Origin of the sequence: Streptomyces sp. NPDC056347 (assembly GCF_042262625.1) — a bacterium.
In the GTDB taxonomy this organism is placed as follows: domain Bacteria; phylum Actinomycetota; class Actinomycetes; order Streptomycetales; family Streptomycetaceae; genus Streptomyces.
Genome location: NZ_JBHJQP010000226.1, coordinates 1 through 10,693 on the forward strand (window position 1 = coordinate 1; position 10,693 = coordinate 10,693).

A 10,693-nucleotide genomic window follows, 5' to 3' on the forward strand; every position below is an offset into this window, starting at 1 on the left:
GAGACCCCGAAACACGGTGGCAGGGCCCGCCAGGCACACCCGCTCACCAGCACGTAGACGATGGCCGCGAACAGCGTCTCATCAGGTGTGTCCTGCGTCCCGCCACCTTGCGGACGCACCCGAGAGGGCGGGATCAACGGCTTCGCGATCTCCCACAGCCCGTCCGGAACAATCCCACTCCACGTATCCCGCCCCATGAACAGCCCAACGAGCGATCGCCACATAGGACACCGTCTTAGCCCGAAGGCCCTCCGGAGAGGGAAGGTCCAACCAGTCCGAGAGGCAATAGTGCTGACAGAACATCAACTCGGCGTTCTTCGCAGGGTGCCTGACCGTCTGCCCTGGCGAGTCGAAAGCGCCGACGGTCAGGCCGCGGGCATCCGAGTTGGCCAAGCACCGCGACGCCGGGCTTCGGCCCGGGCGTTCCTGCGGGCTCGCGGGGGAGTGTCCGAGGCCGCTGTTAGCGTTCTGTTCCCAGGCGAAATGATCAGGAAGGGCGCGGACGATGCAGGAAGTGGCGCAGCACGCGATCAGCGGACAGCGCATGGCCGAGGCACTCGACGACATCATGGGGCGGACCCGGGGACGGTGGCACTGGATGCGCTACGACGACCCCTCCCCGGAGAAGATGATCGAGATGCGTGACGAACTTCTCGACCATGTCGCTGCCCACGCGGCGCAGGACCCTGCCCTCAACGACGAAACCGCCCGCGCGGCGCTGCGGACAGCAGCCGAATGCTCCCTGGGGGCGCTGAGCGTGGGCTGCTTTCCGAACGGTGACCAGGAGATCGACTTCCCGCTCATCGACGAGCAGCTCAGTAGCGAATACATCGCCTTCGATTGCGTCGTCGAGCAGGCGCCCACCGCCGAGACGTGGCTCGACACGTTCACCATGTGCCTGATCAGCGGCCTGATAGGGGAGCATCAGCGGGTCATCGGTCTCATGCTGCGGAGCGACTACGCGCCCGCGATCCGCGAAGGGGTCCCGTACTCGAGTCTGACCTCGGCCTCACGACCGGCGGACCTCGTCGCCATGGACGCGTTTTGCGCGTACCTGACCGAGGCGAGCGGACATCTGCCGCACGGCTGGCCCACGGTGCCCCTGTGCAAGCCGGACCCCGTCGTACGGGCCGAGGCGGCCCGCCGACTGGACGCGGTCGGCCACCTGACGCCGGACCAGCAACTGCTGCGCGTGCTCCTCGAGGACGACCAGCACGCATTCGAGGAAGCACTGGTGGCCCGGCTCGTCGACCATCGGGGCAGCGCCGGGGCCGACTCCTCGCCCCGGGAGCTGCTCCCGGTCGGCGTGGTCGCCGTGGCAGCCCTGGCGGTTCAGGTGCACGGGTGGGAACTGGGCGTCCGGTCGGGCTACCTTCCCGACGTTCTGCTGGGCAGCCCGATGGCACTGCAGTAGTCGGCTCTGCCACTTCGGGCGGCCCCGCTTGTCACACGCCGCCCGGACAGCCCCCGGCCGAGCGGGGCCCGGAAGGGACGTACCCGGGCGCGCTCGTCTCGGGGGTGTCACGAAGCCGGCGCACCCGGTCGGTTTCTGCCGTCCTGAACCGCCGTCTACCTGCTTGGCAGGGGGCTTCTCGGCGTTCCGGAATCAACCCCCAATGGCTCGGTCGGCACCGGCGATGCGGATCGCCTGGTCAAGCGCCGTGCCGCCGGGGCAGCGGACGATGCAGTGCCCGGCGGCGGAGGTCAGGGGGCGGGAACCGGCTCGGACGACGGCTGCCACTCCCGTCTGATCAGTCCGTAGACCCATGAGTCGGAGACCTCGCCATTGACGACGCAGTCTTCCCGCAATGTCCCTTCGCGCACGAAGCCGAGCTTCTCCAGCACACGGGCAGAAGCGGCGTTGCGTGTATCGGCCTCGGCCTGGACGCGATTCAGGTCGAGCGTGTCGAATGCCCACCCCAGCAGGGCCCGCGCGGTCTCGGTCGCGTAGCCGTGGCCCCACGCCGCCTCGCCGAAGCAGTAGCCGAGCGACGCGCTGCGGAATTCCGGATTCCACCCGCTCAGGCTGCACCAGCCGAGGAACGCCCCGTCGGAGGCGCGATCCACGGCCAGCCGGACCCCGGTGCCCTCCTGCGCCATCTGCCGGCAGGCCGTGATGAACTTCTCGGCCCGTGCGCGTTCGCTCCATGGCGGCGAGTCCCAGTAGCGCAGCACGTAGGCGCTGCTGTGCAGCGCGAAGAGATCATTTGCATCCGCGGCCTCGAAAGCACGCAGTCGAAGGCGAGCGGTGTGCAACGAGGGGGTGAGCAGCGACGTCCCCATGTTCTCTCCTCTGATCGGCGACCGATCAATCAGACAACCGATACGGGTCGCACGCAACGGGCTTTCCCGGCAGGTCGACAGGCGTGTCCACTCCTCGGGGCCACCGAGCGTCCCACCCGCTGCCGGGAGCGTCCTCGACCGTCCGGCCGCCCGCCCTGGGCGCCCTGTCGGCCGGCTGTGTGCTGAGGAGCCCCCGGAGTCCCGGCCCGGCGAGCCCGGACAGCGCGGCACACTGGCTGCCGGCGTGGCGGCCATTGGAGGTGGGCGTGTCCAGGCCCTCGATCTCCGCCCAGCCGGTGAGCGGGACCGCGAGGGTTCCGCATCACTCATGTCGGAGTCGTAGCACCTTGCACGGTCCGGGTGATCGGCGGCATTTCCGAACCGATGAGCGATACAGTCGCACCCCGGTGCACCGGAAGTGGACGCGGCAGGTACGGACACGACACAGTCGAACATCAGGGCCTCTTGTACTCGGTTGACTTCGACATCACCGAGATGTTCAAGAAGCCCTTCCGCTATGCTCCGGCAGCCGTTGATCACCTGAAGGAGACCTGCCGGGACGGCAGTTCGACCGGACCTCGCGCTATCTGGGAATGCCCTCTGAGGCCACGTCAGCCGGCTGTGTCGTAGCAGGCCCGGGCCCGGGTGAAACGGCCAGCGACCAGGTCGTCCCGGCGAATCACCCAGTGGACCCTGCCCAGAAGATCACCGTCGTTGGCCCCGATCTCCGCGAGCAGCACCCAGTCGCCCGGGCCGCGGTCGTAGTCCGTGACGGGATCGTTGTTCCAGACCCAGGGGTAGCCGCCTATCTGCACCGATCCGCCCGTTTGTACATCGTCGGAGGTTTCCCACCACACCTCGCCCATCTCCTCACCGTGCGGGAACTCCTCGGTGTAGTCGCCGCGGTTGGGCAGCGAGGGATCGATCACCAGATAGAGATCACGTGCCGAGTGGACCTGCGGCGGCCACTCATCGCCCGGACCGCGTTTGGAGACTGGCCTGCCAACCGGGACATAGACGAGCCGGGACCAGTCGCGTCGTGTCCACGGGGTAGATTCAGATGTGTCAGCGAAGAAGAGCAGCGTGCCATCCTTCGGCAACGGGAGGTCCGTCGCGCCCGGTGGGATGGCCGCGAGGTCGACCGAGGCGAGGAACGGCAAGTCCGGCACGGGCTCGTCCTCGGGCATCGGCGGCAGCCCGCCGAGCCGTCCGACCATCGGGCCGTCGGTCGGCTCTCCTGCGCCCAGCATCGCGCACGGACGGACGGTTGCATCGAGCCACCGCTCGACCTCGTCCTGGGGTATGCCCTGGTCGCGGGCTAGGTCGCGGAACGGATCCATCGATCTCATATTCACAGAATATCCAGGGGCGATCATTGCCCGCCTACCAGGCGGCCGCACCGATCAATGCGGGTGGTCTCCGTTGCCACCCAGGTTCGCAACCATGCGCCACAGACCTGGCCGACAAGACAGTCACACGTCGGTGCACCGGAAGTGGACGAGGAAGGTGCGGAGCGACACAGTGGGACATCAGGGCCCCTTGTCCTCGGCCGACTCGACACCACCGAGATGTTCAAGAGGCCCTGCTGCTATGGACGGCCGAGCCTTGGTCGCCCGAACGAGTCCCGCTTGGATGACAGTTCGAGCAAGCCCCCTGCCTTCCGGTTTGGGAATCGCTTCTTACGACAGTGGACCGAGCCGGACATCGATGCCCATCGCATGCTGGTCGCCGAACGAGGTGGTGGCATGCCGTCGATCGAGGACAACCGGCGGATGATCGAGGATCAGCGGGCCGAGTCGGCACTGACAGGGATTGCTCTGCTGCCTGTCATCCGCCGCGACGTGGGTGACTTCATCGGGTACTGCGGGCTCACCGTCGGTCGGGCTTCTGTTGACGAGCCGGAGATCGCCTATGAGCTGTTCCAGCGTGTGCACGGACAGGGCTATGCGACCGAGGCGGCTTCCGCAGCGCTCAATGCCGCGATCGTGACCGGACGGAAGCGGCTCTGGTCGACGGCGCACCCTTGGAACGCGCCATCCTTTCGCGTCCTCGACAAGCTTGGTTTCCAGCGCGACCACGTCTCGACCGATGACCGCGGTGAACTGGTGTGGCTCACTCGTTCCCTGCCGTAGGAGACGCGCTGCGGGCAGTTCGAAGTGGCTCCGCCACGCCGTAGGAGCCACTGCCGAGCCGGTTCCCTTCGGTCCGGCCCCCTCGGATTGTCGGACCCCTGTCACGGCTCGGGGGCGGCGGGCAGGGGCATTGTCATGATCCGTGCCTTGAATGATGCCGCCTCATTCCACGACCTGTTCGCCACACGCCCTCGCCCGACCGACTTGATCCTGACACCCGACGGATCGTGCTTGATCGTGTCCGTGCAGATCATCAACGACCAGAGAATCAGGCATGTTTCGAATTTGTGGGAGGCGGACCTCGCAGGCGAGCGCGAGAGCCGCCTCGTGGCCCGGTCCGTCGCAGGCGACGGCGAGGACGTAGCCGAGCTGTCGGTGTTCCAGCGCGGCCCGCAGATGCGGGTTGCTCCCGTAGACCTCGTCGCCGGCCACCCAGGACGCGAGGATGCCGGCGTCCAGGGCACGGCCGATCATGCGGGCGGCGAGTGCGGGTTCCGTGGCGAAGTGCACGGTCTCGGGTATCCCGGCGGCCTGGCAGCGGGCCACGTCCTGGGTCCAGGAGCGCAGGACGTACAGTTCCCGGTCGATCGCCGCGTGTCCGCGCGGGGTGGAGTAGGTGAGGTGGGCGGCGACCTGGCTGTTCCCGATGCGCCCGGCGGTGCCGGTGTACTGGCGCTGGACCCCGACCGTGGCGGTGCCCTTCTCGAGATCGCCGGTCTCATCGACGACCAACACCGCCTCGTCGTCCTGCAGATGCTCGATGGCACGGTCGCGGAGACCGTCGCGGACCGCATCGGCATCCCACCTGGCCCTGGACAGCAGATGCTGCACGCCGTCCGGGGGCGCGTTCCCGGCGTGCTCGGCGAGCGTCCAGCAGTTCTTGCGCGGCAGGTCCGACAACAGGACAAGGGCGAACTCCCTTGCCGGGCACCTCGGTTCCAATCGCGCGAACCGCGGCGTGATGCGACCCATCAAGGACTCGAACAAGTCCTGCCAACGGGCAGGATCTTTGCTGCGACCTGCGGCCACCGAATGATCTTCTGTTTTCACACACTGATGATCACCGGTGGCCGTGCCGGTTCGCGGACCAGTCCATCAACACGATCACGAACTGCGGGCGAAGTGAGGCCCGGTCCAACCGGTGACGGCCACTACCTCCCGCGCGATGTCAACGACGAGCCGCGCGTCCGTTGCCACTCGCACGGTCTCTGCGGGGGCCAGCTGGTCCAGGAGCCGTGCCTTGCGGATACTTCCTTCCAGCTCCTGCTTCAGCTCTGAGCCGAGTTCTCGTCCCACCAGCCGCTCGCGAGCGGTGGCATCGGAGGCGGTGAGCAGGACTCGTACGATCCTCACTCCGGCCCCCATGGCACGCTCGAACATGCCCGTCTCCTCCGGCAGCACACTCATGGTGTTCGTATAGATCAGGCGTCGGTAGCCGCGCTGGGCGAAGTTTGCCCACACGGCAGTCAGATTTCTCTCGGTGATCTCCGCGCGGTCAGGGTCTCCCTCCGGTGCCGGATGTACCTGACCCATAAAGTCACCATCGATGATCGCGTGAGCGACCGCCCCGGAACGCAGCAGCGCCGAAACCTCCCACCCCACTGTCGTCTTTCCGACACCAGCTCGTCCTCCGATGAGCAGTACTTCCGCGTGATCCATGGGGGCAGCGTGCCACCGGGCGACCACCTCACGCGATCCGATATCGATCCGGCCGTGTGATCCCAGCCCTGACCACAAGGTCACGATCTACGGCTGGGGTACGAACTGATCATTCGAAGACCGTGTGCCAGCTCTGCGGTGATCTCGATCTCGGAGTCGGTGATGCGAAGACACCGTACGTGAGAAAGCGAAGCGGACACTCACTCTTCGGAATGTCCGCCGCCACGCCCGCTAGCAGGCAACTCGCATCCGAATGCGCACGGTCAGATCGGAACACCGTCAGTCGTGATCACTTACAGTGCCCTTGTCAGACCAGAAGGTTCAGTCAACTCTTCCTCAACAGGCCTGATTTACTGATCATTTCAGAATGAGTTGAGCCGCGATTCCTGTACTCGCCGATTCTGGTCGGCACGCTGTCCGGCGTGCGCGCTGGTCTCGTTCCTGACGACCCGTGGGAGCGGGTGCCCCCCCGCTGCCGCCGCTCGCTGCCGAACGGCGCCATCACCACCCCGGGCGGCTGCGTGTTCCCGACCGCATGGCACTCGTCGGCTCCATGCCGAGGGTGGGGGCGTGTACCGGTAGCCCCGAAAGTACAGCCCGATCAGAGCGTCGCCGCCGGCGACGACCAGGAGCGGCCCCGCCAGGCTGTCGGCGTAAGCGTTTCGGACGTCCGCGTCGATCCTCTGTCTGCGTCTGTTGCCTGTCTGTGGAGCAGGCGTGTGGGCGCCTTGAAACGTGAGATGCGTTGCGTCTACGACCACGGCCAGGCAGGCGGGGGAGCGGGGGGCACCGGCACGCGCGGCACATATGGCAGGTCGGACAGCACGGTCACCGTGGTGCTTCGGGACCGGTGATCGCGAGGCCGCCGTCGTCGGTGACGGTCCAGATGGCGCCGTTCGCAGCGGCCCCGGTCAGGCCGCGCAGTTGCTGGGCGCCGACCAGGGCCAGCGTGGCGGGTCGACCGACAGCGGCGGTGGCCAGGGTGCGGTCGGGCCGCCAGGAGGTGGACCACAACAGCCGCCGGGCCACCTGGGCCCAGCCGACCTCCGGGCCGGTCATCACCCACACGTCGGCCGGCGCATCGGCGAACCGGCGGGCCTGGCACACCCAGGAGGCCGCGGTCTCCGGCCAAGTGGTCGTGGTGGCCATGACGCCGCCGGCGGCCTGCCAAGCCCGGGTGATCGCGTCGGCGGCGGCGAGAGCGGCCGGGGTCCGGCCGGAGCCGACGGCGATGCTCCGGGCGCCGCGCGCCGCGGCAAGCCCGACCAGCGCGGCGACTTCGGTGCCGGTGACCACGAGGTCCGGGCCCGGCTGTGGAGGATCGACCAGGAGAGGGCTGGTCACGGGGTACATGGGGTGTCTTCCTCGTATGTTCATGGGGTGCCTTCCTCGCAAGGGGTCCTCCACTGCCGACAGGGGCCCGGGCGGCACACCGCGCACGGCCGGTGTGCGGTGTGCCGCGACGTCGGCGGCGCGCCGGCCGCCGAGGGTTTCAGGCGGCGTCGTGGAAGACCAGGGCCAGGGTGTGACGGTGCCCGGAGCGGAGCGCCGAGACGCCGTGCCGGACGGGGGCGGCCGACCAGCCGCGCGCGGAGCGTACTTGTACTCTCCGGATCCGAACCGGTGGCGGGCCATGTCGACGGTGGACCGGAACAGCTCGGACCGCTCGTACAGGTCCCGGATCCGGCCGGCCTCGTCCGGGGTGATCAGCTGCGGCAGCAACGCACCTCCGAACTCGTCGAGCTCGGCGGCCACCGCGTCCCAGTTGGCGGCCCCGACCCGGCCGGCCCACGGCCCGGCCTCGGCGGTGGCGTCCGCGCCGGGAGCCGTTCTCTGCGCCTTGATCCTGGTGGCTGTCATGCTGCGGCCTCCAGTCCGAGCAGGGCGGTCTTGGCTTCCAGGCCGCCGATGTAGCCGCCGAGGGTGCCGTCGGTGCGCAGCACCCGGTGGCAGGGCACGACCACCGGCAGAGGGTTGGTCGCACAAGCGGTGCCGACCGCGCGCACCGCCTTGGGGCTGCCGACGAGCTCGGCGACCTGGCGGTAGCTGCGGGTCTGGCCGTAGCCGATCTCCGGCAGGTGCTGCTGGACCAGCTGCCTGAACCCCTTGGACAGGGACAGGTCCAGCGGCAGGTCGAACACGCGGCGGCGGTGGTCGAAGTACTCGTCGATCTCCCGGGCGGCGGTGTCCAGCCGGCCGGGGGCGTGCAGGACGCGCGGGCTGACCTTGTCGGCCAGGGTCTGCAGGACCCGGTCGTGGTCCTCGACCGCGTAGGCGACGCGGATCAGGCCCCGGTCGGTGGCGGCCAGCAGCAGAGGGCCGACCGGGGAGTCGACGACGGTGTAGGCGATGTCGACCAGGTCGGCGGCCTGGGCCTCGGCCTCCAGCCGCCGGTGCAGCCGGCCCATGGTTCCGGCGTCGATGGGAGCCGACAGCATGTCCAGGACGTCATCGTGGGGTCGGGTGCCGCTCATGTAGATGCTCCTTTCGAGGTCGCGCCCGGATAGTGTTTTCGTAGATTCTTCAGCCCGTCCGCCGCCGCACGGCGTGCCGCCGCGGTGTTCCCGCCCAGGACCGCCGCGATCTCGTCGTACGGCATCCCGGCCAGATAGCGGAACGTGATCGCCTGCCGCTGCTTGCCCGGAAGGCGCCCCACCATCTCCCACAGATCCCCGTCGTCGGCGCCCGGTACGCCCAGCGCACTGGGCGCCTCCGGCAGTTCCTCGGCCGGCAGCGGCAGGCGGCCGGCGGCACGCAGCACGTCGATCGCCTTGCGCCGGGCGATCGTCACCAGCCATGCCTCCGCGTTCGCCGTCTCCGGCAGCCCCGGCCAGGCCCGCATCGCCGCCAGAAACGTCTCCGACCAGGCATCGTCGGCATCGTGTGTCCCCAGCAGCGCCCGGCACACCCGCAGCACGGTCGCGCCGTGCCGCTCGACCGCCTTCTCGAATGGTTCCCTCATCCTCGCCCTGCCGTAGACCTTGATTGCGAACCGATGTGTTCGAACTCCCGAAACAGCCGACCGACCGCAGCCGGCACTGGTGCCTCCCAGTCCGGCAGCTTCCGCTCCGTCTTCGAGTCGTCGCCGTGCCTTGCTGCTTTCTCCGCCTGCTGTCTCACCAGGAAGACGGTGCGGGTGCCGTGAATGTGAGATCCGAATTTCACCCGCCGCGACACAGACACCGGCCTGCCGGAAACGCGGTACTGCCGACACGTCCCGGACGGCCGCCTCCGAGGACGGGCCACGCGTGCCGAGCCCGGGACGGTGCGGCCCGGACGCGGCCACACCTTCTCCCGGTGCAAGAGCCTGCCCGGCACAGGCCGCAGCCGGTCCCGTTCACCCGGGGGACGGGCGCAGGACCGGCGCGTACCCGGCGCCCAGTACCCGCACCGCGGGGGTGAGCACGTCCGGCCGAAGGCCCGGGGCGACCGCTCGCGCCGCACCGTATCCGGCCATCGACCAGGGCAGCCAGCGCCCCTGCCGCACCAGCTCGGCCTCGCCGTCCAGGCGGACGAACGCGCCGTCCGGCAGGTCCCCGACCGCCGCCCGGAAGGCGCGCTGGCGCCCCTCGGGCGTTCGTTGGTCCGCCACCAGCCTGCCGTCGATCTCCGGCGCGCCGGGAAGACCGCCGCCCAGGGCGTTTGCCCAGCTGCGCTGGAACCGCTGATAGTCCGGGACACGGCACGCCCCGCACGGCCGATGTCCGACGGCAAGAGCCGTCGCCTCGTCGAGGAAGTACAGCTCCGTCAGCAGGCACGGCTGCCACCGGACTCGCCTCCAGCCCTTGAACTCCAGCACACAGCAGAACCAGGCCCGCGTCGATGGCTTGCGGGTCGGCCGGCCGGCGGGGCCCAGCAGGGAACCCCGGTTCCCCCAGAGCAGCCCCTGCCCCGGACCGGTCACGAACTTGCCGTCAGGCCGCACCCGATTACGCCGACCCGTGCGGGCACCTTCGCCCGCCTCCGGCTGGCTGCTTTGTCCCGTCAAGCCTTCGTCCATCGCCGTGATGCGCTCCTCGCCCTGTCGGATGACCGGCGCGCATGGCCGACGCCGTCACGGTGAAGACACCGGCACCAGGTCATGCGTGGGACCGGAGTCCAGGCGCCAATCGGACCACGATGCCCCCTGAACGGTCCTCAGGTTCACTACCGCGGCAGCTTGGCGGTGCGCGCTCCGGGCAGGCGGTGGTGGTGGCATCCGTGAACGAGACCATGCTGCGGCATCCCACCCCAGCTACCCGCCGAGTGGAGTGAGGTCCGGGCCGCGGAGAAGAACGCGGTCGAGGCCGCCATGCACAAAGTCGTCGAGCTCCCGCAGCGGCATCCCGTACGCAGGGCGACTGCGTGAGCTCTCACGGCACATCCTCAGTACAACACCCACCCGAGCGGCACTTTGCTCTCGCGCACGACGCCGAGGGCGGCACCTCTCCCCGATACTGCTGGCCCCCTCCCACCACGCCGCCGTCCGCTCCCGGCAGCGTTACGCCCGGCCCGGCGCTTCGGCCTGTGGCACCTGGACTTGGAGCCCCGGACGGGTAGGAGTGGGCTCCGGTGCCGGGTTCGCATGCGACACCACTATCGGCGGCGCGTGCCGACGGCGGGGCACGTCCTCATGGACC

General features: G+C 69.1%; 11 protein-coding genes and 1 pseudogene. 2 read left to right on the forward strand and 10 right to left on the reverse strand.

What is annotated here, in order from left to right; genetic code table 11:
• On the reverse strand, positions 1-197 hold a 197-nt coding region (locus ACFCV8_RS32930), incomplete at its 3' end, for a transposase (RefSeq protein ID WP_376689179.1).
• A gap of 308 nt (positions 198-505) precedes the next feature.
• Here ACFCV8_RS32930 and ACFCV8_RS32935 point away from each other — a divergent pair.
• Complete coding sequence (locus ACFCV8_RS32935) at positions 506-1,414, forward strand: Imm49 family immunity protein (RefSeq protein WP_376689169.1); 909 nt, start codon at positions 506-508, stop codon at positions 1,412-1,414.
• Between the two features lie 290 nt (positions 1,415-1,704).
• Here the strand turns inward: ACFCV8_RS32935 and ACFCV8_RS32940 are convergent, their stop codons facing one another.
• Entirely contained in the window at positions 1,705-2,283 is a 579-nt protein-coding gene (locus ACFCV8_RS32940; RefSeq protein WP_376689170.1) for a GNAT family N-acetyltransferase, read from the reverse strand.
• 611 nt (positions 2,284-2,894) lie between these two features.
• Positions 2,895-3,632, reverse strand: coding sequence for a DUF1963 domain-containing protein (locus tag ACFCV8_RS32945; protein ID WP_376689171.1), 738 nt, complete (start codon positions 3,630-3,632; stop codon positions 2,895-2,897).
• Between the two features lie 279 nt (positions 3,633-3,911).
• Between ACFCV8_RS32945 and ACFCV8_RS32950 the strand changes: the two genes are divergently transcribed.
• Positions 3,912-4,415, forward strand: a complete 504-nt coding sequence (locus ACFCV8_RS32950; protein ID WP_376689172.1) for a GNAT family N-acetyltransferase — start codon at positions 3,912-3,914, stop codon at positions 4,413-4,415.
• 342 nt (positions 4,416-4,757) lie between these two features.
• Here ACFCV8_RS32950 and ACFCV8_RS32955 read toward each other — a convergent pair.
• The 7 genes and pseudogenes from ACFCV8_RS32955 to ACFCV8_RS32985 form a co-directional block, all read right to left on the reverse strand.
• Positions 4,758-5,387 (reverse strand): annotated as a pseudogene (locus ACFCV8_RS32955) (IS701 family transposase); the annotation flags it as partial.
• A 132-nt stretch (positions 5,388-5,519) separates the two neighbouring features.
• Positions 5,520-6,074: an AAA family ATPase gene (locus ACFCV8_RS32960; protein ID WP_376689173.1), complete on the reverse strand. Its 555-nt coding sequence runs from the start codon at positions 6,072-6,074 to the stop codon at positions 5,520-5,522.
• An 828-nt stretch (positions 6,075-6,902) separates the two neighbouring features.
• Positions 6,903-7,418 (reverse strand): hypothetical protein, encoded by a 516-nt coding sequence (locus ACFCV8_RS32965; protein ID WP_376689174.1) that lies wholly within the window; start codon positions 7,416-7,418, stop codon positions 6,903-6,905.
• Positions 7,419-7,566: 148 nt separating this feature from the next.
• Complete coding sequence (locus ACFCV8_RS32970) at positions 7,567-7,866, reverse strand: 2OG-Fe(II) oxygenase (RefSeq protein ID WP_376689175.1); 300 nt, start codon at positions 7,864-7,866, stop codon at positions 7,567-7,569.
• Between the two features lie 64 nt (positions 7,867-7,930).
• The gene (locus ACFCV8_RS32975) at positions 7,931-8,548 is read right to left on the reverse strand and encodes a methylated-DNA--[protein]-cysteine S-methyltransferase (protein WP_376689176.1); all 618 of its coding nucleotides are present in this window, start codon (positions 8,546-8,548) and stop codon (positions 7,931-7,933) included.
• Positions 8,545-9,036, reverse strand: a complete 492-nt coding sequence (locus ACFCV8_RS32980; RefSeq protein WP_376689177.1) for an RNA polymerase sigma factor — start codon at positions 9,034-9,036, stop codon at positions 8,545-8,547. Before ACFCV8_RS32980 ends, ACFCV8_RS32975 begins: the two co-directional genes overlap by 4 nt.
• A 375-nt stretch (positions 9,037-9,411) precedes the next feature.
• Entirely contained in the window at positions 9,412-9,978 is a 567-nt protein-coding gene (locus tag ACFCV8_RS32985) for a hypothetical protein (protein WP_376689178.1), read from the reverse strand.
• Positions 9,979-10,693: the final 715 nt, after the last annotated feature.

Bases quoted from the DNA above. Each gene is read 5' to 3' on its own strand.
- ACFCV8_RS32935 (WP_376689169.1), top strand. From the start codon at position 506: ATGCAGGAAGTGGCGCAGCACGCGATCAGCGGACAGCGCATGGCCGAG.
- ACFCV8_RS32940 (WP_376689170.1), bottom strand. From the start codon at position 2,283: ATGGGGACGTCGCTGCTCACCCCCTCGTTGCACACCGCTCGCCTTCGA.
- ACFCV8_RS32945 (WP_376689171.1), bottom strand. From the start codon at position 3,632: ATGAGATCGATGGATCCGTTCCGCGACCTAGCCCGCGACCAGGGCATA.
- ACFCV8_RS32960 (WP_376689173.1), bottom strand. From the start codon at position 6,074: ATGGATCACGCGGAAGTACTGCTCATCGGAGGACGAGCTGGTGTCGGA.
- ACFCV8_RS32975 (WP_376689176.1), bottom strand. From the start codon at position 8,548: ATGAGCGGCACCCGACCCCACGATGACGTCCTGGACATGCTGTCGGCT.
- ACFCV8_RS32980 (WP_376689177.1), bottom strand. From the start codon at position 9,036: ATGAGGGAACCATTCGAGAAGGCGGTCGAGCGGCACGGCGCGACCGTG.